We start from the raw sequence: 25,959 nt of genomic DNA on the forward strand, positions 1-25,959 counted from the left end.
ATGACAACAAATCAAAAAACACCAAGAGAAATTGTAGCAGAATTAGATAAATATATTATTGGTCAACATACAGCAAAAAAATCAGTATCTGTTGCCTTAAGAAACAGATATCGTCGTATGCAGCTAGATGAAGATATGCAACAAGAAATCACACCTAAAAACCTTTTAATGATAGGACCTACTGGTGTTGGTAAAACTGAAATTGCTCGTCGATTGGCAAAAATTGTAAACGCTCCTTTTGTAAAAGTAGAAGCTACTAAATTTACAGAAGTTGGTTATGTAGGCCGTGACGTAGAATCAATGGTTCGTGACCTAGTTGAAGCAAGTATTACAATCGTGAGAAAAGAGCAATATAGTCGAGTGTATAGTCAAGCGCATAAAAAAGCTGAAGAGCGTCTGGTTAAATTGTTAGTTCCTGGCATTAAAAAAGAGAAAAAACAAAATACGAACCAATTTGATATGATGATGCAAATGATGAATGGTTTACAAAATAATCAAGAAGAAGAAAAAGAAGAAGTTAATGATTCAATTCGTGTAAGCCGCGAAACTGTGCAATCTCAACTTGAAAAAGGTTTATTAGAAAACCGAGAAATAACAATTGAAGTTGAAGAAAAGAAAAATGCAACACCAATGAATAATGGTTTAGAACAAATGGGTATTGATTTAAACGATACGCTGAACGCTCTAACACCTAAGAAAAAAGTGAAACGTACATTAACTGTGGCGGAAGCCCGTGAAATCTTGATTCATGAAGAATCTGAAAAATTAGTTAACGATGCAGATATTCATAGTGAGGCAATTAAACTTGCTCAAAATAACGGTATTATTTTTATTGATGAATTTGATAAAATAACATCTAAGTCAGAAAGTTCTGGTCAAGTATCAAGAGAAGGTGTTCAAAGAGATATCTTACCAATCGTCGAAGGGTCATTAGTTAATACGAAATATGGAACAGTTGCAACTGAACACATTTTATTTATTGCTTCAGGAGCGTTTCATTTAAGTAAACCAAGTGATTTAATACCTGAACTACAAGGTAGATTCCCAATCCGTGTTGAATTAGATGATTTAACTTCAGAAGATTTTGTTCGTATCTTAACAGAACCTGACAATGCGCTAGTTAAACAATATATTGCTCTTCTTGGAACTGAAAATATTTCAGTCACATTTACTAAAGAAGCGATTGAAAGGATTGCAACGATTGCTTTTGATGTGAATAGTGAAACAGACAACATTGGAGCAAGACGTTTACATACAATTTTAGAAAAATTACTAGAAGATTTATTATTTGAATCTCCGGATATGCAAATGGGAGAAATAATGATTACTGAAAGCTATGTTAACGACAAACTAGGGCATATTGCTAAGGATGAAGATTTGAGTCGTTATATTCTCTAAAATTGAATTGATTTATTTGAGGAGGAGTTTTAATGGATACTTTATTAACAAAAACTAGAATGATTAATGAGTTGTTACAAAGAGAAAATACATTAAGTTTATCTTCAGAATTACCTTATAATCAAATGGCAGATATTTTAGGAGATATTTTAGATTCTAATGCCTACATTATTAATAAAGAAGGAATTGTTTTGGGGTATATGGTCATTCATGATTTTAATAATGAACGACTAAAAAATATGTTGTTAGAACAACAATTTCCAAAAAAATACATTCAAAGTATTTCATATCTTGAAAAAACGAAAGAGAATATTAGTATTGAAGACGAAATGACTATTTTTCCTATCGAATTAAGAGAAGAATCTGATGTTTTAGAAGGGTATACAACTGTTGTCCCTATTTTTGGGGCAGGAGAGCGTCTAGGTACGATTATTTTAGGGCGAATAGGAAAAAGCTTTAATTCAAATGATCTAGTCTTAGCGGAGTACGGAGCAACTGTTGTGGGGATGCAAATTCTTTATCAACAATCAAGAGAAATTGAAAAAGAAGTTAGAGATTCGACTAATGTAAAAATGGCAATTGGGACACTTTCGTATAGTGAACTAAAAGCAGTGAAAGCTATTTTTAATGAGCTTGATGGAAATGAAGGCCGATTGACTGCTTCAACAATTGCCGATAAAATTGGTATAACAAGATCAGTAATTGTTAATGCTCTAAGAAAATTAGAGTCAGCAGGAATTATTGAAACAAGATCACTTGGGATGAAGGGGACATACATCAAAATAATTAATCAACTTTTTAAAGAAGAATTAAAAAAAGAGACGTTAATTTAAAGGAGGTCCATTATGGCAGCTGTTTTGGAAAATGAAATGACTCGCGTTGTCATAAATGAAGAAGGAGCAGAAGTATCCAGCTTTATTTTAAAAGAAGAAAATTTAGAGTATATTTGGAAAGGTGATCCTGAATTTTGGGGAAGACAGGCACCTGTTTTGTTTCCATTTGTTGGTAGATTAAAAAATGATACCTATTCCTATCAAGGTAAGTCTTATCCTATGAGCCAGCATGGCTTTGCTAGAGATAAAACGTTTATTTTAGAAGAAACAACTGATTCAACAGCCGTATTCTTACTAACAAGTGATGCGGAAACATTAGAGGTTTACCCATTTGAATTTGAGTTACGAATTCGTTACGACTTAAACGAGAAAAGTTTAACTGTTGGCTATGAAGTGACGACGCAATCAGATGAAATGTATTTTGGGATTGGTGGACACCCAGCATTTAATGTGCCACTCGTGGAAGATACTAAATTTGGCTCTTACTACGTTCACTTTGCACCATCTAAATCAAGGTTTTTACTGCCTTTAAAAGGTCCATATGTTAATTTAGAAGAAAAAACATTGGCTCAGACCAATACATCCATTCAACTTAATAGAGAGCTTTTTAAAAATGACGCAATGATTTTAGAAACAAAAGGTGAAAATGCTTTTTCAATTCTTTCTGACAAAACTAAACATGGAATAACTTTATTCTATGAAAATTTACCTTTTGTTGGCATTTGGTCACCTTACGAAAAAGAGGCTCCATTTGTTTGTATCGAGCCTTGGGCAGGTATTGCTGATACAACTGATGCAACCGGAAATATTGAAGAAAAAATGGGAATGAATCATTTATTAAAAGGTGAAGTATTCACTGGACAATATATGATAACAATTAAATAATAAAAAAAGAGCCTTAGAAAAAATTCTAAAGCTCTTCTTTTTGAGAAGATAAATTAACTAAAATAGCTATGGTCTTCTAAACCAAGTTCACTTAGGATAATAGAAGCTGTTTCTTCAATTGAGCGTTGAGCTACATTAATAATTAAGCAACCGATTTTTTTATATAAATCGTCAGCAAATTTCAATTCTTCTTTGATTTTACTGATGTCTGAATAAGCTGTATTTGGACTCAAACCATACGAACGCATTCTTTCTTCTCTAATCGCATTAAGGATTTTAGGATCATTTGTTAACCCAACAATTTTTTTAGGGTCAACTTCCCATATTTGAGAAGGAATATGGGCTTCAGGAATTAATGGCAGATTGGCGACTTTTAAATTCTTATTGGCTAAAAATAAACTAAGAGGCGTTTTAGACGTTCTTGAAACACCGAGTAATAGGATATCGGCTTCTAAGAAACCTCGTGGGTCTTTTCCATCATCATATTTAACAGCAAACTCCATTGCATTAATTCTCTCAAAGTAATTTTCATTTAAAAAATGAAGGGCTCCAGGAACGCGAGTTGGTTCAACCCCTGTTCTTTGTGAAATCTCGTCTACCACTGGGGATAGGGCATCAAAGTAAAAGAGATTGTTTTCTTGGCAGAATTCATTTGAAATTTTAACAAGTTCTTCTGAAATTAACGTTTGAATCACGATGGCGTTGACTAGCTTTGCTTCTTCAAGAGCGATCATTAGATCACTCTTTTCATATATAAAAGTTCGTTTCATTAGATGACATTCGATGTCTAGTTGTTCATACTGAGCGATTGAAGCTTGTGCTAGTTTTGAGGCAGTCTCTCCAGCAGAGTCAGAGATGATATACATATAAATGTTTTTATTTGCCATTAATAACTTCCTTTCTATCTTTTTACATATGAAACATTATATCATATAATAGTATTACCGTAATTAATTAAGTGAGGTGATAGCAGTGAAACACCAATTAGATAATGCCATAAAGATTATTAAAGAAAATGGATACAAATATACGAAAAAAAGAGAAGAAATTCTTCTTTTCTTAATTGAAGAAAATAGATACGTTGGTGCAATTGAAGTTTTTGACTTTATGAATAAACAATATCAAGGTATTAGTTATGACACAATCTATCGAAACTTACGAGATTTCACAAAAATGGATTTATTGGAAGAAACAGAATTAATGGGTGAAAAAAAATTCAGATTTCACTGTGATGTATCCAGTAATCATGATCATAGCCACCATCATCATCATTTTATATGTACGAGCTGTGGTTGGACTAAAGAAATTAATTTGTGCCCAATGGATTTTTTCAGTGAACAACTTCCAGATTGTAAAATCGAGAGTCATCGCTTTGAAATTTTAGGAAAATGCCAAAAATGTTTAAAAAAGTGAAACTCGTAGTTGACTGAAAAAACGACTTTGGTTATAATATATAACGAACGGTTTTTTGTTTATTACAATATATGAAAAACGGTTACCAAAAAGTTTGGAGGGAGGGATTCATATGTCAAAAACTGTTGTTCGTAAAAACGAATCATTAGATGACGCTCTTCGTCGCTTCAAACGTTCCGTTTCAAAAACTGGTACTTTACAAGAGTATCGTAAACGTGAATTTTACGAAAAACCAAGTGTTAAGCGTAAGAAAAAGTCTGAAGCTGCAAGAAAACGTAAAAAATACTAATCTTCAACGAATGGATCTGATGATATTATGTCACTTTTAGAAACGTTAAATGATGATATCAAAGTAGCGATGAAAAGTAAGGACAAAGAAGCCTTAGCTATTTTAAGAATGATTAAGACTTCAATCCAGAACGAACAAATTAATAAGGGAGAGGATTTGTCTCCTGACGAAGAATTGACGTTAGTTTCTCGTGAGATGAAACAACGCAAGGAATCTCTGAGTGAATTTGAAAAAGCAGGTCGTAGTGACTTGGTTGAGCAAGCAAGCTTCGGAATTTCTATTGTTGCTCGTTATTTACCCGAACAACTTTCAGATGAAGAGTTAAAAAGTATCATTACAGAAGCCATTGCTTCTGTTGATGCAACGTCAATGAAAGATTTTGGGAAAGTAATGGGTGTGGTTATGCCAAAAACAAAAGGAAAAGCCGATGGACAAAAAATTAATGCCCTTGTTAAAGAGTTAATATCTTAAATCCATAATAAGTAGCAGGTGAAAACTTGCTGCTTATTTTTTTGTATTTTTTGACATCTCTTTTTCATATTCAATATTTGTGGTATTATTTACTAGTGATAGATTATTAAAGGAGCTGTACGTTATTTGACAAATATAGATGAAAAATCAATTGATATTGTTTTAAATGATCAGGTAGATGCAAATGAGATCTTTGGGGCTCATGATAAACATCTAACTATTTTAGAAGATTATTTAAATGTCACAATATCAAGTCGTGGTGAGATTGTACGTATTTCTGGTGAAGAACCAAACGCTACTTATGCTCACGAAATATTAAAAAATTTACAAAAATTAGTTTTGCGCAGTCATAAAATTAATTCAACAGATGTTGTTACAGCTATTCAAATGGCTAAAAAAGGTGAATTAGATAGTTTTTTATCACTGTATGAAAAAACCATTATTAAAGACTCAAAAGGAAATCCAATTCGTGTTAAAAACACAGGTCAAAAAAATTATGTCGAAGCTGTTAAAAGAAATGATGTTGTTTTTGGAATTGGACCGGCAGGAACGGGAAAGACTTTTTTAGCTGTCTGCTTAGCAGTATCTGCACTTAAAAATGGTGAGGTTGAAAAAATTATTTTAACGAGGCCGGCAGTAGAAGCAGGAGAAAGTTTAGGTTTTTTACCTGGAGACTTACAAGAAAAGGTTAATCCTTATCTAAGACCTATTTATGATGCGTTGTATCAAATTTTAGGAATGGAGCATACAAATCGTTTGATGGAACGTGGCGTCATTGAAATTGCTCCTCTGGCCTATATGAGAGGTCGAACACTTGAAGAAGCGTTTGTTATTCTTGATGAGGCTCAAAATACGACAAAATCTCAAATGAAGATGTTCTTAACTAGGTTAGGTAATCAATCAAAAATGATTATTAATGGTGACCAAACCCAGATCGATTTACCAAAGGGAGTCACTAGTGGATTAGTGCATGCTCAGACCATTTTACAAGATATTAAAAAAATTAAGTTTGTTGAATTCTCAACAACAGATGTTGTTCGTCACCCTGTTGTTGCTGACATTATTAAAGCTTATTCAAACGATTAGTTAATGATTCCTTAGTAAAGGAGGATAAACATGAAAGTTAATTTTAAGGAGATACAAGAAAAGCTAGGGAAGAAATTTCTTCCTCTTGTATTAGTTGTTTTATCTTTATTATTATTCTTTTTAATGAGTGGAAGCATTCACCAAAAGCAACAAGTTTTTAAAGAAGGCCAGTTAGCTGAGGAAACAATACGTGCTAACAAAACAATCGAAAATAAAAAAGAAACTGAAGATAAGCAACAATTAGCCAAAGAGAGTGTTCCACCAGAATATACTTATGATGCGAATAAAGCTAAAAATCAAGTTAATTTAGTTACTTCATTATTTGATATGATACAAAAAACAAATGCTGAGGCAGAAAAGAAATACAATGATGAACTTGATAAGGCGAAAGATAAGAAAACAGTCAATGAAATAAGTGTGGAAGAAAGAATCCCGATGTTAAAATCTCAATTCGAGAAACTAAACCCAAATGATTTAACTTATTTTCAATCTTATCCAGATTCATTTTACGAGCAACTATTTTCATTCTCTGCTGACGAGTTAAAACGCGTTAGAGAACAAAGTTTAACTGTTGTTGATGAAGTGATGAATAAAAAAATAAGAAATTCGACTTTACAAGTTGAAAAACAAACAGCTAAAGAAAGATTACAATACGTTGATATTACAACATCGATGAGACAAGCAATCAATACAATTATTGACAAGTCAATTGTTGTTAATGAAATTGCTAATGAAAAAGTAACTGAACAATTAAAAGAAAATGCGAAAAATAATGTTCAACCTGTGATGATTTATCAAGGTGAAATCATCGTTAGAGAAGGTGAACAAATAGACGCCAAAGCAATGGAAAAAATTAAAGTGCTTGGTTTAACGAATCAATCAACATCTGTTTTTCCAATGCTAGCTCTTATACTGACGTTAATTTTACAAATCAGTTTAATTATTTATATAACTAAAACACAAGATAATTCTAAGGATAAAATTAAGAATATTCTATTTTATGCTTGCAGTATTTTAGTGGCAATTTTCTTTATGAAGTTGCTGTATCTTTTCCAAAAAGATACGTTTAGTAATGTGGCACTTCTGTTCCCAGCAGCATTTGTTCCGGTTATTTTGACAATGTTTATGAACCGAAAATGGGGGCTTTTAGTTGCCATGTTCCAGTCGATTTTTTCAATCTTTATTTTTTATAATTTAGCAGGAACAACGAGTTTACTCGTTATTACCCTTTATTATGCATTTACTGGTTGTATTGCTACGTTTTTAGTAAAAAGACGAATTGAGTCTCAAATCAAATCAGCTTTCTTCTTGCTGATTATTGTGCCTGTTCTGTTTATTGCTATCTTAACAGCTTACCAAGGTCTTGATTTTGGTGATAGTAAAACGTTAACCAGTTTGTTTATTGCTTCAGCCAGTGGTATTTTCTCATTCATCCTTTCAATTGGACTACATCCATATATTGAATTAATGTTGAATGATGATAGTGTGATTGTTTTGAATGAGTTAAGTAATCCAAATCAACCACTACTTAAACGCCTGTTACAAGAAGCACCAGGAACTTATCATCATAGTATGATGGTGGCTAGTCTCAGTGCTAACGCTGTTGCTGAAATTGGTGGTCGTTCCTTATTAACACGTGTTGCTTGCTATTACCATGATATTGGTAAGATTAAACATGCTAACTTCTTTGTTGAGAATTTACCTGATGGAGCGGAAAACCCACACAATTTCTTGCTACCGTCTGATAGTAAAGAAATTATCTTTTCACACGTAACAGAAGGTGTCAAAATTTTAGAAGAGGCTAACATGCCACAATTTGTTATTGATGTCTGCCAGCAGCATCATGGAACAACACTTATGAAATATTTCTATATTAAAGAAAAAGAAAGAAATGAAGAGACACAAGAAGAAACATTTAGATACCCTGGTCCTAAACCTCAATCAAGAGAAGCTGGTGTCATTAATATTGCAGATAGTGCAGAAGCAGCGGTTAGGGCTATGGATCATCCAACCAATGCAAAAATTGCTGAATTTGTCCATAATTTAATTCGTTCAAGACTTGAAGATGGACAATTAAATGAATCGGGGTTAACCTTAGATGAAATTGCTTTAGTGGAAAAATCAATCGTGGATGGTTTATGTAGTACATTCCATTCTCGTATTAAGTATCCTAAGATGAAATCAGAAGCAGAAAAGATGAAGCAAGAGCAGGAAGGAAGAAAAGTTTAACCATGGATATTACAATTGTTGATAAAACAAAAGAATTAACAACAGAACAACTTGAATTAACAAGTGATATTATTGAATTTGCTTCTAAAGAGCCTATTTTAGAGATGACTGATGATACTGAAATGTCAGTTACTTTTGTAAATAACGAAGAAATTCATGAAATTAACCGAAGATATCGAGATAAAAATGCACCAACAGATGTCATCAGTTTCGCTTTAGAAGATGAAGGAGACGATGAAATGCCAGTTATTATGGAAGGATTTGATATTCCAAGAAATATTGGTGACATTATCGTTTCTGTTGAAAAAATAACTGAACAGGCAGAAGAATTTAATCACTCATTTGAAAGAGAGCTTGGCTTTTTAGTAGTCCATGGATTTTTACATTTAAATGGTTTTGACCATATGAATGAGGCAGATGAAAAAGAGATGTTTGATTTACAAAGAAAGATATTAGATGATTATGGACTTAAAAGATAAGAATAAAATTACTAAAAATAAAACATTTTTAGAATCATTTAGTCATGCTTTATTTGGAATAAAGACAGTTATGCAAGAAGAAAGAAACATGAAATATCATGTTTCTTTTAGTGTATTAGCTGTATTAATGAGTTTTTTATTCAAGATTTCAATAATAGAATGGGGCTTTATTATCTTTTCTATTTTTTTAGTATTAATCACAGAAATAATGAATACTTGCTTTGAAAATTTAGTTGACTTAGTGACTGATTACAAGTACCATGAGTTAGCGAAAAAGGTAAAGGATATGGCCGCAGGAGCCGTTTTATTAACAGCGTTATCTGCTTGTATTATTGGAGCTATCATCTTTTTGCCGAGAATATGGCAGTTAATTTTTTAAACGGAGGAATAGAATGTATAAAGAAGGATTTAAATCAGGATTTGTTGCTATCATAGGACGTCCGAATGTTGGGAAATCAACATTATTAAATAGAATTGTTGCTCAGAAGATTGCTATCATGAGTGATAAAGCACAAACAACACGTAATAAAATTCAAGGTGTTTACACCACTAAAAATGAACAAATTGTATTCATTGATACGCCTGGTATCCATAAACCTAAAACTAAATTAGGTGATTTTATGGTTGAAACAGCCTACAGTGCTATTCGAGAAGTTGATGCTGTATTATTTATGGTTAGTGCTGATCAGCCCAGAGGTCGTGGCGATGATTTTATTATTGAACGTTTAAAAAATGCGAAAGCGCCTGTCTACTTAATCATTAATAAAATTGATACGGTACATCCAGATCAATTGTTACCAATTATCGAAGACTATCGTAACGAGTTTGATTTTACAGAAATTATTCCAATCTCAGCTACAGAAGGTAACAATGTTGAAACGTTATTATCAACTTTAGTAGATGATCTACCTGAAGGTCCTCAATTTTATCCTGAAGACCAAGTAACAGATCATCCTGAGTATTTTATCGTTTCTGAATTAATTAGAGAGAAAGTACTTCATTTAACAGAACAAGAAGTACCTCATTCAATTGCGGTTATTACAGAAAGTATGAAACGAGATGAGTTTGACAAGATTCATATTCAAGCAACGATTATTGTAGAGCGTGATAGTCAAAAAGGAATTATTATCGGTAAGGGCGGGAAAATGTTGAAAAACATTGGTGTTAAGAGCCGTAAAGATATTGAAAATCTTTTAGGGAATAAAGTTTATTTAGAGCTTTGGGTAAAAGTACAAAAAAATTGGCGCGATAAACAAAAAGATTTACAAAACTTTGGCTACCGAGAAATGGATTATTAAGTCGAATCATAACAAGCAAGATGTCTACTTTTTGAGAGTATAACTCAAGTGGTGGCATCTTCCTTTTTCTTTTGAAAGGGGGAATTACTCAGTGAAACATCAAGAAGAAATAAAAGGCTTGGTTTTATTTTCAAAAAATTACCGAGAAAAAGATCGATTAGTTAAATTATTTACAGAGTCAAGGGGAAAGAAAATGTTTTTTGTTAAAGGAGCTAATCGAAAAAATAATCCTTTAACAGCAGCTATTCAACCTTTTACCAAGGCAACTTACATAGCAGATATGAAAGATGAAGGTCTCTCTTTTTTAAATAACGTAAAAGAAATTGAACCACTGGAAGAAATTCAAAAAGATATTTTTATTTCAGCTTATGGAACTTATATATTAAATTTAGTGGATGCAGCGATTGAAGATAATATATATGATCCACAACTTTATGGCTTTACAAATCAAGCTTTAGATCTATTAAATAAATCTTATGATCCTGAGATTATTACCAATATTTTTGAAATCCAATTGTTAGAGCGTTTTGGGATAAAGCTAAATTGGCAAAGTTGCTCTATATGCGCTAATCAAAAAGGGAAGTTTGATTTTTCTTATCAATATCATGGGTTACTGTGTGAGCAGCATTTTCATATGGATGAGAGACGGTCTCATTTCAATCCAACAGCGATTCATTTTTTACGAATTTTTTCTAATATTCGCTATTCTCAAATCAATCAAATTAATTTAAAACCGGAAACAAAACAAGCTATTCGACTTGTTTTAGATGATTTATATAGCGAATATGTAGGGATTCATTTGAAAAGTAAAAAATTTATAGATGAAATGAAAAATTGGGAAAACTTACTAAAGAAGGAAAATTAGTCGTTCCCTTATTGACAAATAATAAGACAAGGATTAATATGTACTTAATAATATAATCATTACGTTGAAAGAACTAAGTAAAAAATAAAGAATCTGTTTAGCGAATTTGGGTTAGTGAGAGCCAAATATAAAGAGGATTATTTTTGAAGGCACTCTGGAGTAATTAAAGAAGCTGCCAATAGGTACTATTGGAAGTAGGGTGGAACCGCGATAAATTATCGTCCCTATGTTTGATAAAAGTCAAACATAGGGACTTTTTGTATTTTAAAGGAGGAAGAAAAATGAGTCACAAATTAACCGTTCAAGAAATGATTTTGACGCTGCAAAAGTATTGGTCTGATCAAGGCTGTATGTTAATGCAATCTTATGATACTGAAAAGGGAGCCGGAACAATGAGTCCGTATACTTTTTTAAGAGCAATTGGGCCAGAACCTTGGAATGCTGCTTACGTTGAACCTTCAAGAAGACCAGCAGATGGTCGTTATGGTGATAACCCAAATCGTTTGTATCAACATCATCAATTTCAAGTTGTGATGAAACCTTCACCACAAAATATCCAAGAATTGTATTTAGAAAGCTTGAAATTGCTAGGGATTGATCCACTACAACATGATATTCGTTTTGTAGAAGATAACTGGGAAAATCCTTCTATGGGTTGTGCCGGATTAGGCTGGGAAGTTTGGTTAGATGGTATGGAAATAACTCAGTTTACTTATTTCCAACAAGTTGGTGGTTTAGAGTGTAAACCTGTAACCTCTGAAATTACATATGGAATTGAACGTTTGGCTTCATACATTCAAGAAGTTGATAGTGTTTATGACTTGGAATGGACTAATGGAGTTAAATATGGTGAAATTTTTGTTCAACCAGAATTTGAACATTCAGTTTATTCATTTGAAACAAGTGATCAAGATATGTTACTTAATTTATTTAATACTTATGAAGCAGAAGCTAAACGTTGTATCGAAAAACAATTGGTTCATCCTGCGTATGATTTTGTTTTAAAATGTAGTCACACATTTAACTTGCTTGATGCAAGAGGAGCTGTTTCAGTAACCGAAAGAGCTGGCTATTTAGCTCGTATTAGAAATATGGCTCGTGAGTTAGCTAAAACTTTTGTAGAAGAAAGAGAAAAACTTGGCTTCCCTCTATTGAAAGATTTAAAGGAGGAACAATAAGATGACAAAACAATTTTTAATGGAGATTGGTTTAGAAGAAATACCAGCACATATTGTTACACCAAGCATTAATCAGCTTGTTGAAAAGGTAACTACGTTCTTAAATGAAAATCGTTTAGAATTTACTTCGATTGAATCTTTTTCAACACCAAGAAGATTAGCTATTCGAGTAAATGAATTAGCTGATAAGCAAACAAACATTGAAGAAAAAGCTAAAGGACCTGCTAAAAGAATTGCTCTTGATAAAGAAGGTGAGTGGAGTAAAGCCGCTCTTGGATTTGCTCGCGGTCAAAAAGCTTCTTCAGATGATTTGTTCTTTGAGGATTTCAATGGAGAAGAATATGTTTTTGTTAATAAATTCATTGAAGGTAAGTTAGCTGAAGAAGTTTTAAGTACCTTACCTGAGGTAGTTAAACAAATGACATTCCCTGTATCAATGCATTGGGCTAATTATGACTATAAATTTATTAGACCTGTTCATTGGTTAGTTAGTTTGTTAGATGATGCTGTTATTCCAATGACTTTATTTAATGTCGCAAGTGGTAGAATATCAAGAGGTCATCGCTTCTTAGGAAAAGAAACAGAGATTGCTCATGCTAAAGACTACGAAATGGCTTTAGAAAAAGAATTTGTTATGGTTGATGCAGAAAAACGTAAAGAAACAATTATTAACCAGATCAAAGAAATCGAAAGAGCAAACAGTTGGATTATTCCGATTGATGACAATCTTTTAGAAGAAGTTAACAATCTTGTTGAGTATCCGACAGCATTTATTGGTGATTTCGAAGAGCAGTATTTGAATGTTCCATCAGAAATTTTAATTACTTCAATGAAAGAACATCAACGTTATTTTGAAGTATTAAGTCAAAATAACGATTTGTTGAACCATTTTATAGGTGTAAGAAATGGTAATGAAGAGTTTATCGAAAATGTTGCTAAAGGAAACGCTAAGGTGTTAAAAGCAAGATTAGAAGATGCTGAATTTTTCTATCAAGAAGATGTTAAAGGATCAATCGATTCGTATGTTGAAAAATTAAAAAATGTTACTTTCCATGAAAAAATAGGCTCAATGTTCGAGAAAATGCAACGAGTAAATGCTATTTCAAAAGTTATTGGAAAACATGTTGGACTTACAGATGCTGAATTAGCTGATTTAGATCGAGCAAGTCAAATTTATAAATTTGACTTAGTAACACTAATGGTAGATGAATTCCCTGAATTACAAGGAATCATTGGCGAAAAATATGCGTTACTTCATGGTGAAAAGAAAGAAGTTGCTCAAGCCATTAGAGAACATTATTTACCTAAGTCAAGTGATAGTGATTTACCTGAAAGTAATATCGGTGCTGTTTTAGCTATTTCGGAGAAAATTGATACATTAATTACTTTCTTCTCTGTAGGCTTAACGCCAAAAGGCTCAAATGATCCGTATGCATTAAGAAGACAAGCTTATGGTATTATTCGAATCATTGAATCTAAAGGCTGGACATTCCCAGTTGAAAACTTACATCATGAAATTGAAACAATGATTAATAAAAATGAAGAAAAATTTGGTTTACATTTAGAAGAAACAAATCAATCCATCCATACTTTCTTAATGGGTAGAATGAAACAATGGTTTAACGGCAAAAATATCCGTCACGATATTATTGAAGCGGTTATTGAAAGTCGTCAAGATGATTTAAGTCAAATGTTTGAAGTAGCTGAAATTTTAAAAGCTAATGCGACAAAAAATGATTTTAAACCAAGTGTGGAATCATTAACTCGTGTTATCAATTTAGCAAGTAAAGCAGATGCTACTGGTAGTTTAGTAGTTGATGAGGCATTATTTGAAAATGAATCAGAGAAAAACTTATACGAGGCTTTTAATGAAATAAAAGACAAAGCTTCAACGTTGACATTAACTGAAAACTTTGATGCGCTGAAAAGCCTTAACCCTCTGATTGAAGCCTACTTTGAAAATACAATGGTTATGGTAGATGATGAAAAAGTTAGAAATAATCGTTTGGTTCAATTAAGAGAAATAGCGCAAATGGCGTTATCTTTTGCAAGTCTTGATAAACTAATTGTTAAGTAAAAATAAAGCTAATTAAAGAAAAAGGATAACAGGATATTTGAACATTCTGTTATCCTTTTTTTGATTAATGATGCACATATTTTAAAAGAATGTTAAAATATTATTAAGAAAAGAATAAGAAAAAAAGGAGTGAACAAAATGAACTTTTTTAAAAGGGCTATGGCTAGCGTTACAAGAAGAAAAGGGAAATCATTAATTTTATTTGCAGTTATTTTTATTCTTGGAAATGTAATGGCTGGAGCAATTGCCATTGATCAAGGAACTAAGAGTGTGGAAGATACAATAAAAACAAAGCTTGGAGCAGTTGCAACTATTTCTGAGGATTATGAAAAAATGAGCCAAGATCAAGAGCAAAGTGGGGATGATAACTTTGATGTATTCAAAGATAACTCACCAACCACAAAAACGTTAAAAGAAATTGGGGAGTTACCAGAAGTAAAATATTATGATTATTCATTAAGTAGTGGAACGAGTACTGAGAAACTTAAAATGATCGAAATGAAAGATGAGAATTTTCAATATGGTCCAGGAATGAATTGGGTTAACATAAAAGGTGTTAATTATAATGAAGTATTTGATATAAAAAATAATATTATTTCATTAACAGATGGACGTGTTTTTGAAAAAGATGAAGTTAATAAAGGTAAATCAGTTGCACTAATTTCGGATGAATTTGCTAAAGAAAATAATTTGCGTGTTGGCGATAAAATGACGATTGATGCAGTTATTGAGGACCAAAGTAATATGATGAACCCAGATAATTCTGATTCGGATGAGTCGAAGGATACTAAGAAAGTGAAAAAAGACTTTCAAGTAGAAGTAATTGGTACGTTCAAAGTTTTACAGGCTGATAAAGGATCTAAGCAAAAAAGTAAAGATGATCAAATGATGGCTCAAATGACTTACACTGAGCGAGCAAATGTTATTTATACTCCTAATAAATTTGTACAAGAATTTAATAAAACAATCCAACTAAAAACATTCGAAGAGTTTCCAGCGAATTTTGGAGAAAATATGACTAAAGAAAAACTACTAAAATCAATTGAAACTGACTTTAGTAGTGCTAAGTATATTTTAAAGAAACCTGAAATGGCAGAAGATTTTAAAGTAAAAGCTACTCAAATTTTAGAGCAAGAGAAATTAAAATATAGTCGAGTTATTCTTTCTACCGATCAATACGAACAAGTAGCAGGACCAGTTAAAGGAATGGCTAAAATTTCAAAACTTGTTTTAATTATTTCAATTTTGGCTTCTATTTTGATTATCACTCTAGTGACTATCCTATTTTTACGTGATAGAAAACATGAATTGGGTATTTATCTTGCTCTTGGAGAAAAAAGAACTCGTGTGGTAGGTCAAATTGTTTTAGAAGTTGTGACAGTAGCTATCATTGCTATTACAATTTCAGTTTTCACTGGTAATATGTTAGCTAAAGGCTTTTCTAATTCACTTATCCAAACTCAAAAAGTGGAACAAACTAATAATAATAGCGCGGATTTTCAACTTGATTATGAACTATCTCAGTTGACGAATAATAATGTCTCAGAAGAAGATGTTATTGAAGCTTATCAGATATCTCTTAACGTTAAATATATTTTATTATTTTATGTAGTAGGGCTTGGAGTTATTTTAGTTTCAACAGTCGCTCCATTAGTTTATATAATGCGGCTTAATCCGAAAAAAATAATGATGTAAGGAGGAGAACATTCATGGCAATATTAAAAGCAAGAAAACTAGATTATTTTTATCAAGACGGCGATAAGTTGCGCTATATCTTAAAAAATACGAATGTTGATTTTGATACAGGAACTTTTTATACTATTGTAGGCCAGTCAGGTTCTGGAAAAACGACTCTTTTATCATTATTAGGAGGGTTAGATACGCCTAAAAAAGGGAGTATTTATTATAATAATAAAAATATAAGTCAAATTGGATTTGAAAATTATCGTAGAAATGATATTAGTATCATTTTTCAACACTATAATTTGATTCCTTATTTAACAGGTGTTGAAAATGTTTTAGTTCCAATGTCAATTACTGATAACGAATTACCAGAAGACTATACAAAAGTTGCTTATAATCTGTTAGACTATATTGGTATTGGTAAAGATAAAGCAAGTCGAGTTGTTAATCGTCTATCTGGTGGAGAACAACAACGTGTCGCAATTGCAAGAGCTCTTGCAACAAACGTTGATATTATTTTAGCAGATGAGCCGACAGGTAACCTTGATGAAGAGATGGAACAAGAAATCGTTGAGATTTTTAAACTATTAGCTCATGAGCATAATAAATGTGTTATTGTTGTCACTCACTCTCAAGAAATCGCCCAACAATCCGACAAAGCATTTTTGCTTAAAAAAGGAGTTTTGAAGGAATATGAGTGATTTTTTATCCAATTTCTCAAACGACAATTATAAAGATACAATGTCGAAAAAGAAAAAAGTAACAGAAAATAAAAAAGAACCTGAAGTAAAAAAAGAGCCTCAGGTTGAAAAAACAGAACTTAGTGAGGTTGAACCGACACTAAAAAAAAGAAAACGAAAAAGAAAGTATGTTAGTCAGGAACAGTTTGAAGCAAGAGAGGAAGAAAGGTTTGATAATCCTCAACTTGTAGAAACTCACATTGATCAAAGTTTAGAAGATATTTTAACTAGCACACCAATTACGGAAACTAGATTGAATACAGAAAATAGTCCTTCTGATGAACTTCATGAAATCGAAATTGATCCTGAGTATCAGAAGAAGCAAAGAACTAAAAAGATTGTTATAGGTGTTACAAGCGCTATTGTCTTACTAGTTGGTTACTTTATTTATTATAATAGTACTCACGTTAAGATGCCTAATTTTGATGGCAAAACAATTGTTGATGTTAGAAAATGGGCTAATGAGAATCGTATGGAAGTAGACGCTAAACCAAGTTTTTCATTGAAAGAGGCAACAAATAACATTATGAAACAAGAGGTAGCTTCTGGTAAAAACGTAAAAAAAGGAAGCACACTGAAATTTACTGTTAGTGAGGGACCAGACCCAGAAGAAGTTATCAAATTACCTGATTTTAAAAAACTTTCTCAAGGAGAGTCCGAGCAGTTTATTGAGAAAAATAAAGCCGAAAATTTAAATTTAATTACTGAGTATAGTGACAAAGTTGAAAAAGGTAAGTTTATTCGAATCGAATTCAATGACAAAGAAGTAACGGCAGATATCTATCGTCGTCGTGATCTTGCAAATGTTTATTACTCAAAAGGAAAAGAAGTTTTTGAGAAGAATATCTCTGTTCCAAACTTTTCTGGAAAAACAAAGAGTGATGTCCAAGAATGGGCAGATAAAAATAGTATCTCTGTAAAATATGAGGATGAAGATTCTGAAAAGATTGAAGAAGGAAAAGTTATTTCTCAAAGCATTGAGAAAAATAAAAAGCTAGCTAAACACGACAAAATGAGTGTCAAAATTTCTGTTGGTAAAGCAATAATAGTTCCTAACTATGGTGATTATTCTGTTGAAACAGCAGGTGCTGCAGTTGAAGGGATGGAAGCCAGTGTACAACAACTGTTCTCTGATTCTGTTCCGTTTGGAAAAATAATTTCTCAATCTGTCCCAGCAGGAACTAAACTAACTGGAAAAGATAGTAAAGCAGTTAAGTTAGTTTATTCTGCAGGTCAACCATATATTAAATCTTACTTTGGTCAATTAGAAGGAGATCTTCCTAAGTTAATTTATGAAGATTTTAACTCTAAGGGAGCTAATATCACATATGATATTTACTATATTGATTCTGATCAAGAAAAGGGAACTATTGTTAAGATGAGTGTGTATAATCAATATATTCCATCTAACACTTACTTAACATTTGGTATTAGTAACGGAGCAAACGCTGATCAGCCAGGTAAAGTTGAACGAGGAAAAAGTGAAGATTAATCCATCCTAATAAAAGAGGTTTAGGTTAAAAGCCTAACCTCTTTTTATTTTAAAAAATTAATAAATTTTAAATATCTTATTTTAAAAAATAAAGATAACGAGTATAATAGTTTGGATAGTCAGTATTTTGATAATAAAGGAATGATTTTAGTTTTATGAAAGAAAATATAACAGGATTAACAACAGAAGAAGTTAATCTGCGAATAAGTCAAAACAAACAGAATAATTACGACGAAGATGTATCAAAGTCAACAAAAGATATTTTTAAAGATAACATTTTTACTTTATTCAATTTGCTCAATTTAATTATTGGGATTTGTCTTGCTTTAGTAGGAGCTTTTAGTAATTTGTTTTTTATGGTGATTATTTTAATTAATATCACTATTGGGATTATTCAAGAAATTCGGGCAAGAAATTTAGTGGCTAAATTATCAATTATCAATGAAGATAAATCAATAGTCGTTAGAAATAGTTCAGAAATTAGCATTGCTTCTGAAGAGATTGTTTTAGATGACATCGTAAAATTGGTTGCAGGAGATCAAGTCCCATCAGATATGATTGTTTTATCTGGCCAGGTTGAAGCAAACGAGGCACTTTTAACTGGGGAATCTGATTTAATTGTAAAAAATAAAGATAGTACTCTTTTATCTGGGAGTTTTATTTCAAGTGGTCAATGTTTAGCTCAAGTTATACATGTTGGAAAAGATAACTACGCCACTAAAATTGCTGATGAAGCTAAAGTCCATAAGCCTTTTACTTCAGAACTAGTGTCTTCTATTAGACTAGTGGCTAAATTTACTAGTTATGTCATTGTTCCTCTAGGTTTAATTTTGTTTTTCGAAGCTTATTTTTGGGGAAGTGGGGAATTAAAATCTTCCGTTGTCGCTTCAGCTGCTGCACTTTTAGGTATGCTACCAAAAGGAATGGTTCTCTTAATTATGATAGCTTTAGCAACTGCAGTCGCTAAGTTAGCTAAAAAAGAAGTTTTAGTACAAGACATGTATTCGGTTGAAACATTAGCCCATGTGGATGTTATTTGTTTAGATAAAACTGGAACGATCACTGAAGGTAAAATGAAAGTTCAAGAAGTTGATTTGTTAGATGATACATTTGAAGAAATGATGGAAGATGTGATGGGAAGCTATTTAGCAGCCTCTTCTGACAATAATATTACGATGCAAGCAATCAGAGAACATTACCCAGAAAAGACAACTTATGAAGCTAGTCATGTGATTAGTTTTTCGTCTGAAAGAAAATGGGGAGCCATGTTTCTTGAAACTATTGGAACTATAGCTCTTGGTGCTCCTGAAAGGTTATTTAAAGAGTCTGATTTACCAACTGAAATTGAGTCTGCTCAAAAAGAAGGTTACCGTGTTTTAATGATTGGTGTTTCAAACGAACCGATGATTGATGATAAAATTTTACCAACTCTTAAACCGCTAGCTATTCTAAAAATAGATGACCCTATTCGAGAGAATGCCAATGAAACTCTAGCTTATTTAAAAAATGAGGGAGTTGCTATCAAAGTAATTTCAGGAGATAATCCAGTGACAGTTTCAAATGTTGCAAGAAGAGCAGGATTAGCTCAATATGAAAAGTACATTGACTTATCTGAATTAACCACTGAGGATGAAGTTAGAGGCGTTGTAAATGATTATCATGTATTTGGTCGTGTGTCGCCTCAACAGAAAAAAATATTGGTTAGAGAATTAAAAGAACAAGGTCATGTTGTTGCTATGACAGGTGATGGAGTTAACGATGTTTTAGCATTAAAAGAAGCGGATTGTAGTATTGCTATGGCTGAAGGAGATAATGCAACGAGACAGATTGCAAACCTTGTTTTATTAAATTCAGATTTTACAACATTGCCAGATGTTTTATTTGAAGGACGAAGAGTCGTTAATAATGTAACAAAGGTTGCTAGTATCTTCTTTATCAAAACGATCTATTCTCTGATCTTGTCTCTAATCTGTGCATTAACAGCTGTTGCCTTTCCATTTATTCCAATCCAAATTACTTTACTAGATTTGGCAATTGAAGGTTATCCAACTTTCTTCCTTCAATTTGAAAACGATAAACGAAAAGTCACAACTAAATTTTTACCTACTGCATTAAAGAGGGCATTACCTAATTCGATGCTTGTTGTTATGAATGTCACGTTTATCTATATATACGGTCAAGTTAATGGATGGCAACCAATTGATATAACTACTTTAATGTACTATATGCTAATTGCAGTTAGTGCGATGGCTGTTATAAAAGCTTGTATGCCATTTAATCCACTAAGAATTTTCCTAGCAGTTACGACAACAGTTGGAACTTATGTAGCAGCAATGCTTTTCAAAGGCATTTTGGAGATTTCTATGCTGACAAGTGAGACACTACCAGTATTTATTGTTTTAGTAGTTGTTTCTTTAATTGGAAAAATTATTTTAGACAAATTAATTGTCAGAGACCATGCTAGATAATATTTTATGAAAATAAGCTGAAAAACTGGCATATTTTCTTAGTTATGATATACTATAAATTGTAGATTTGTGTCATATAGTCGCGCTGAGTTCAGTGCGACTTTTGTCACTTAAAATAGTGAGGGGAGGTATAGCTGAAATGGCACAATTAATCCCTCAAGAAACAATAGAGAACATTAGAAGACAAACCAACATTGTCGACGTGATAGGTCAATACGTTCAACTGAAAAAGTCCGGAAAAAATTATTTAGGCTTGTGTCCGTTTCATAATGAGAAGACACCTTCTTTTTCTGTAGCGGAAGATAAACAAATCTTTCACTGCTTTGGATGTGGCAAAGGTGGTAATGTCTTTTCGTTTGTCCAAGAAATCGAAGGTCTTTCATTCCCAGAGTCTGTAGAGCGGGTTGCAGAGTTGTCTGATTTGAATTTATCTTTTGAAATAAATTCAAAACCACAGACACTTTCTCCAAAAGTTTTAGAAGAAAACCAATTGATTCAAATTCATGAAAAAACCTCTGAATTGTATCATCATATTTTGATGAATACTCAAATTGGAGAAAAAGCTTTACAGTATTTATTGGATCGCGGGTTAACTGAAGAAGTTATTCGAACTTTCCAAATTGGTTTTGCGCCAAGAGATCGTAGCTTGTTGTCCAAAGTATTAGAAAAAGAAAATTTCTCTGAAGAGCTACTACGAAAATCGGGTCTACTATTTCAGATGGATAATGGAGATTGGTTAGACCGTTTTTATCAACGAATCATGTTTCCAATTACCAATTATCAAGGGAAAATCATTGGTTTTTCAGGACGAATACTTGAAGATGAAACATTTGATAGTACTGATCAACCTAAATATTTGAACAGTCCAGAAACAGAATTATTCAATAAACGTTTTATACTATTTAATTTTAATCAAGCCAGATCAGAAATCAGAAAAAAGAATGAAGTTATTCTATTTGAAGGCTTTATGGATGTGATATCAGCTTGGATGTCTGGCGTTAAAAATGGTGTTGCTTCGATGGGAACTAGTTTGACTGTTGACCAAATTCGAGCACTTGAAAAAGTCAGTGAAGATTGTTTGATTAGTTATGATGGTGACAATGCTGGTATTGAGGCAACTAATCGAGCAATTGACTTAATCGCTTCAGAAAGTACCATGTCCATACAAATTGTCTCTATACCAGACAAGATGGATCCTGATGATTACCGAAAAAAATATGGAAACGATTCTCTAAAAGAACTAATAAAAAATAATCGTGACACTGTTTTTCAGTTTAAAAAAGAATACTTAAAACGTGGGAAAAACATTCAAGTAGAGGCTGATAAATTAGAGTACATAGATGAATTGTTGCAGGAAGTTTCTAATATTTCATCTATTGTGGAGGCTGATTTAGCACTCACGCAATTAGCAGAGGAATTTAATTTATCAAAGAGCACCTTACAGAATGAATTAAGAACTAAAAAGCAACATTACAAACAACAGGTAACATCTGATTCTTTTTATCAAAAAGAATTAGTTATTCCAAAACACTATGAAACAAAAAAAATCGACCAAATTGAAAAAGCAGAAATGACTCTTATATACAGAGTGTTAAATGAAAGAAGTGCTTATCAATTTTTATCTTTAAAAGAAGAGATTTTCTTTGTTCATGATGTGTACCAGGAATTATATTTGCACTTGACCAATTATATTGCTACAAATGGAGAGATTTTAGTAGCCGACTTTTTAGACTATCTCAAGGAAGACCATTTAAAAAGCACATTAATTAATGTGACAATGCAAAACTTTAGTTCAGAAAGCAGTAAGCAAGAGCTAGAAGATTGTTTACTAGTCATCTCAAAGGCTGGTTTAAAAAAACAAATTGAACTTCTTGTAGCTGAACAAAGGGAAGCCGGCAAAATTGGTAACAAAGAGTTGGAAGCAGAAGCAACGCTTAAAATCATTCAACTTCAAAGAGAGTTAAAAGCTATTTAATTTAAAAGGGGGATTTCTTTTATGTCAGAGAATCAAGTGAAGAGTCAAGCAGAGTACAAAAAAGAATTAAGTAAGTTTATAAAAGAAAATAAATTAAAAGGGTCAGTATTTTATGACGATTTAACCAATAAATTAGCAACACCATTTGAACTTAATTCAGACGATATGGATGACTTAATCCAAAAAGTCGAAGACGCTGGTATCAGTGTGGTTGATGAAAATGGTGAACCTAGTGCTAGAAGTTTAAAGGTAACGAATAAAAAACAAGAAAAAGAAAAACCAGAAGAAGAAGATTTAATCGCACCAGCAGGTGTTAAAATTAATGACCCTGTTCGTATGTATTTAAAAGAAATTGGTCGTGTATCTCTTTTAACTGCTGATGAAGAAGTTGCTCTAGCTCTACGTATTAAAGAAGGAGATCCAGAAGCAAAACAAGAATTAGCAGAAGCTAACCTTAGACTTGTGGTAAGTATTGCTAAGCGTTATGTTGGTCGTGGTATGCAGTTCTTAGATTTAATCCAAGAAGGAAATATGGGATTAATGAAAGCTGTAGAGAAATTTGACCATGAAAAAGGATTTAAATTTTCAACTTACGCTACATGGTGGATCAGACAAGCGATTACTCGTGCAATTGCCGATCAAGCTAGAACGATTCGTATTCCAGTGCATATGGTTGAAACAATCAACAAATTAATCCGTATTCAACGTCAATTACTTCAAGATTTAGGAAGAGAACCGACACCAGAAGAAATTGGTGCTGAAATGGAGTTGCCAGCTGAGAAAGTTCGTGAAATCTTAAAGATTGCTCAAGAGCCTGTGTCTTTAGAAACACCAATTGGTGAAGAAGATGATTCTCATTTAGGAGATTTCATTGAAGATCAAGAAGCAACAAGCCCAGCTGAACATGCTGCCTATGAATTACTTAAAGAACAATTAGAAAGTGTTTTAGATACATTAACAGATCGTGAGGAAAATGTTTTACGTCTACGCTTTGGTTTAGATGATGGACGCACAAGAACACTTGAAGAAGTTGGTAAAGTGTTTGGTGTTACAAGAGAACGTATCCGTCAAATTGAAGCAAAAGCTTTAAGAAAATTAAGACATCCATCTCGTTCAAAACAATTAAAAGACTTTTTAGAATAAAAGTAGATGAGAAAAGGGTTATCATTTTATGATAACTCTTTTTTATTCTTAATAAGTTATTTAAAAAGATTTTTTTAGTGTTATAATTGTTTTGTGAGATTAACAATGGGAAGGTAGATATATGGATTACACACACTTATCAAAAAGATTACACCGAGTTGGAGAATTTGTGCCAGAAGGATCTATTCTAGCAGATATTGGTTCAGACCATGCTTATTTACCAGCTTATCTAGTATTAAATAAAAGAATTAAGTCAGCTATTGCTGGCGAAGTTGTCGAAGGACCTTTCCAATCGGCTAAGAATTTAGTTGCTGAATTAAACCTTACCTCATCAATCCAAGTACGAAAAGGCGACGGATTAGATGTTTTAAACTTAGCGGATGAAGTTGATGCCATTAGCATTTGTGGTATGGGTGGGACGTTAATTAAAGACATTCTTGATAGGGGATACAAAAACAATCGCTTATCTGGAAATGAAGTACTATTACTTCAACCAAATGTAGGTGAAAAAACATTACGAACTTGGTTAATGGATCATTCTTATATCATTATTGAAGAAGATATTGTCAGAGAAAATGAGAAGACATATGAAATCATTATTGCTAAAAAAGCAGAAGAAATCGAGATTTTGTCTGAAAAAGAATTAATGTTTGGACCAAAATTATTAAATGAACCTAATGATATTTTTAAAAATAAATGGTGTCATGAATTAAAACAATTAGAAAATATCTCAAAGCAATTGGAAAAATCAAGTCAAGATGTTTCAAAAAACCAAACTGAGATTAATAAAAAAATAGCATTAATTAAAGAGGTGATAGGATGAATTTAACTGGTCGTGAATTTATCGATCGGCTTGAAATGTATTGCCCACTCTATTTAGCAGAAAAGGGTGATCCAGTCGGTTTACATATTGGTAGTTTAAATCGCCCAATCAAACGAGTGATGATGACATTAGATGTTCGACCTGAAGTTGTCAAAGAAGCTATTGAAAAAAATATTGACTTAATTGTCGCAAAACATCCGCCTATCTTTAGACCAATTAAACGTTTAGTGACTGATGATTTTCAAACAAAAATGTATGCGGATTTATTAAAACATGACATTGCTGTTTACGCAGCTCATACGAATATGGATATCGTTAGTCCTGGCCTAAATGATTGGTTCTTAGAAATGTTAGATGTTAAGGGAGAAGAATTTATTACCAAAACCCACTCCTTTAATTATAAAAAATTAGTGATTTATACACCTAGAAGTCATAGCCAACTATTAAGAAATGCTCTTGAAAAGTTAGGTGTTGGCAAAATTGGTGATAACTATGAAGCTTGTAGCTTTACAACAAGTGGAACAGGTCGTTTTAAACCAGTTAATGAGGCCAATCCTTACCTTGGTGAAGTAAACGAATTAGAACAAGTTGAAGAAGATAAAATTGAATTTGTTTTTTCAGAATTAATTGAAAAAGAAGTTATAGAGGCTATTAAAAAGGTTCATCCTTATGAAGAACCTGCCTATGACATTTTTACTTTAGACAACTTGACAGATGACTATGGTATCGGCCGAATTGGTGACTTGAAAGAATCGATGTCATTAATGGACTTTACTTCTAAAGTTAAGAAAACGTTTAATCTTGATGGTTTGAGATTAATTACTGATACTAAAGATAAAGAAATTAAAAGAATTGCTATTTGTGGCGGTAGTGGTGAGAAATTTTATAAAGACGCACTTAAGAAAAAAGCAGATGTTTATATTACAGGTGACGTTTATTACCACACCGCACACGATATGATAGAAGATAAGTTAAGCGTAATTGATCCAGGTCATTACATAGAAGAAGCCTGTAAGCTTAAATTTGTCGAAATGTTTAACAACTGGAAACAAGAGTATCAATGGGACGTTTCGTTTTTTGTAAGCGAAACAAATACAAACCCATTTGAATTTATTTAAATAAAGGAGAGAGACA

At 32.4% G+C, this 25,959-nt stretch carries 23 protein-coding genes; 22 read left to right on the plus strand and 1 reads right to left on the minus strand.

The features are described 5' to 3' along the window. Genes hslU through H9L18_RS08020 form a run of 3 tightly spaced genes read left to right on the plus strand, consistent with a single transcriptional unit; the run spans position 1 to position 3,116 of the window. Positions 1-1,398 (plus strand): ATP-dependent protease ATPase subunit HslU, encoded by a 1,398-nt coding sequence (gene hslU, locus H9L18_RS08010; RefSeq protein ID WP_126793247.1) that lies wholly within the window; start codon positions 1-3, stop codon positions 1,396-1,398. 32 nt (positions 1,399-1,430) lie between these two features. Continuing rightward, the gene (gene codY / locus H9L18_RS08015; RefSeq protein ID WP_126793249.1) at positions 1,431-2,231 is read left to right on the plus strand and encodes a GTP-sensing pleiotropic transcriptional regulator CodY; all 801 of its coding nucleotides are present in this window, start codon (positions 1,431-1,433) and stop codon (positions 2,229-2,231) included. A gap of 12 nt (positions 2,232-2,243) precedes the next feature. Further along, positions 2,244-3,116, plus strand: coding sequence for an aldose 1-epimerase family protein (locus H9L18_RS08020; RefSeq protein ID WP_126793251.1), 873 nt, complete (start codon positions 2,244-2,246; stop codon positions 3,114-3,116). A gap of 53 nt (positions 3,117-3,169) precedes the next feature. Here H9L18_RS08020 and H9L18_RS08025 read toward each other — a convergent pair whose 3' ends face one another. Further along, complete coding sequence (locus tag H9L18_RS08025; protein WP_126793253.1) at positions 3,170-4,003, minus strand: pyruvate, water dikinase regulatory protein; 834 nt, start codon at positions 4,001-4,003, stop codon at positions 3,170-3,172. A gap of 85 nt (positions 4,004-4,088) precedes the next feature. On the opposite strand from H9L18_RS08025, the gene H9L18_RS08030 reads away from it, so the two are divergent. The 19 genes from H9L18_RS08030 (at position 4,089) to H9L18_RS08120 (ending at position 25,943) form a co-directional block, all read left to right on the plus strand. After that, on the plus strand, positions 4,089-4,529 hold the full coding sequence (locus H9L18_RS08030; RefSeq protein ID WP_126793255.1) for a Fur family transcriptional regulator: 441 nt from the start codon (positions 4,089-4,091) through the stop codon (positions 4,527-4,529). Positions 4,530-4,641: 112 nt separating this feature from the next. Continuing rightward, positions 4,642-4,818, plus strand: coding sequence for a 30S ribosomal protein S21 (gene rpsU / locus H9L18_RS08035; RefSeq protein ID WP_009490206.1), 177 nt, complete (start codon positions 4,642-4,644; stop codon positions 4,816-4,818). A 27-nt stretch (positions 4,819-4,845) separates the two neighbouring features. Further along, positions 4,846-5,289, plus strand: a complete 444-nt coding sequence (locus H9L18_RS08040) for a GatB/YqeY domain-containing protein (RefSeq protein ID WP_126793257.1) — start codon at positions 4,846-4,848, stop codon at positions 5,287-5,289. 126 nt (positions 5,290-5,415) lie between these two features. Further along, a complete protein-coding gene (locus H9L18_RS08045) occupies positions 5,416-6,375 on the plus strand; it encodes a PhoH family protein (RefSeq protein ID WP_126793259.1) in 960 nt (319 codons plus the stop codon). Between the two features lie 30 nt (positions 6,376-6,405). Then, on the plus strand, positions 6,406-8,604 hold the full coding sequence (locus tag H9L18_RS08050) for an HD family phosphohydrolase (protein WP_126793261.1): 2,199 nt from the start codon (positions 6,406-6,408) through the stop codon (positions 8,602-8,604). A gap of 2 nt (positions 8,605-8,606) precedes the next feature. Then, on the plus strand, positions 8,607-9,083 hold the full coding sequence (ybeY, locus tag H9L18_RS08055) for an rRNA maturation RNase YbeY (RefSeq protein ID WP_126793264.1): 477 nt from the start codon (positions 8,607-8,609) through the stop codon (positions 9,081-9,083). Continuing rightward, positions 9,061-9,462, plus strand: a complete 402-nt coding sequence (locus tag H9L18_RS08060; protein WP_126793266.1) for a diacylglycerol kinase family protein — start codon at positions 9,061-9,063, stop codon at positions 9,460-9,462. The genes ybeY and H9L18_RS08060 overlap by 23 nt, the downstream gene beginning before the upstream one ends. 13 nt (positions 9,463-9,475) lie before the next feature. Beyond that, a complete protein-coding gene (era, locus tag H9L18_RS08065) occupies positions 9,476-10,381 on the plus strand; it encodes a GTPase Era (protein ID WP_126793268.1) in 906 nt (301 codons plus the stop codon). A gap of 91 nt (positions 10,382-10,472) precedes the next feature. After that, on the plus strand, positions 10,473-11,246 hold the full coding sequence (gene recO / locus H9L18_RS08070; protein WP_126793270.1) for a DNA repair protein RecO: 774 nt from the start codon (positions 10,473-10,475) through the stop codon (positions 11,244-11,246). A gap of 281 nt (positions 11,247-11,527) precedes the next feature. Continuing rightward, positions 11,528-12,424 carry a glycine--tRNA ligase subunit alpha gene (gene glyQ, locus H9L18_RS08075; protein WP_126793272.1) on the plus strand — a complete coding sequence of 299 codons (897 nt, stop codon included), beginning with the start codon at positions 11,528-11,530 and terminating at the stop codon, positions 12,422-12,424. Position 12,425: 1 nt separating this feature from the next. Continuing rightward, positions 12,426-14,501 (plus strand): glycine--tRNA ligase subunit beta, encoded by a 2,076-nt coding sequence (glyS, locus tag H9L18_RS08080; RefSeq protein WP_126793274.1) that lies wholly within the window; start codon positions 12,426-12,428, stop codon positions 14,499-14,501. A gap of 138 nt (positions 14,502-14,639) precedes the next feature. After that, positions 14,640-16,196, plus strand: a complete 1,557-nt coding sequence (locus tag H9L18_RS08085) for an ABC transporter permease (RefSeq protein ID WP_126793276.1) — start codon at positions 14,640-14,642, stop codon at positions 16,194-16,196. A gap of 14 nt (positions 16,197-16,210) precedes the next feature. Then, entirely contained in the window at positions 16,211-16,885 is a 675-nt protein-coding gene (locus tag H9L18_RS08090) for an ABC transporter ATP-binding protein (protein ID WP_126793278.1), read from the plus strand. After that, positions 16,878-18,416: a PASTA domain-containing protein gene (locus tag H9L18_RS08095; protein ID WP_126793280.1), complete on the plus strand. Its 1,539-nt coding sequence runs from the start codon at positions 16,878-16,880 to the stop codon at positions 18,414-18,416. The genes H9L18_RS08090 and H9L18_RS08095 overlap by 8 nt, the downstream gene beginning before the upstream one ends. Before the next feature lie 155 nt (positions 18,417-18,571). Then, on the plus strand, positions 18,572-20,884 hold the full coding sequence (locus H9L18_RS08100) for a cation-translocating P-type ATPase (RefSeq protein ID WP_126793283.1): 2,313 nt from the start codon (positions 18,572-18,574) through the stop codon (positions 20,882-20,884). 139 nt (positions 20,885-21,023) lie between these two features. Next, positions 21,024-22,859, plus strand: a complete 1,836-nt coding sequence (dnaG, locus tag H9L18_RS08105; RefSeq protein WP_126793285.1) for a DNA primase — start codon at positions 21,024-21,026, stop codon at positions 22,857-22,859. Between the two features lie 21 nt (positions 22,860-22,880). Next, the gene (gene rpoD, locus H9L18_RS08110; protein WP_126793287.1) at positions 22,881-24,002 is read left to right on the plus strand and encodes an RNA polymerase sigma factor RpoD; all 1,122 of its coding nucleotides are present in this window, start codon (positions 22,881-22,883) and stop codon (positions 24,000-24,002) included. A 121-nt stretch (positions 24,003-24,123) separates the two neighbouring features. Next, entirely contained in the window at positions 24,124-24,825 is a 702-nt protein-coding gene (locus H9L18_RS08115; protein ID WP_126793289.1) for a tRNA (adenine(22)-N(1))-methyltransferase, read from the plus strand. Then, positions 24,822-25,943 carry a Nif3-like dinuclear metal center hexameric protein gene (locus H9L18_RS08120; protein ID WP_126793291.1) on the plus strand — a complete coding sequence of 374 codons (1,122 nt, stop codon included), beginning with the start codon at positions 24,822-24,824 and terminating at the stop codon, positions 25,941-25,943. The genes H9L18_RS08115 and H9L18_RS08120 overlap by 4 nt, the downstream gene beginning before the upstream one ends. The last annotated feature ends 16 nt before the right edge of the window (positions 25,944-25,959 follow it).

Source organism: Vagococcus carniphilus (assembly GCF_014397115.1).
GTDB classification, from domain to species: Bacteria; Bacillota; Bacilli; order Lactobacillales; family Vagococcaceae; genus Vagococcus; species Vagococcus carniphilus.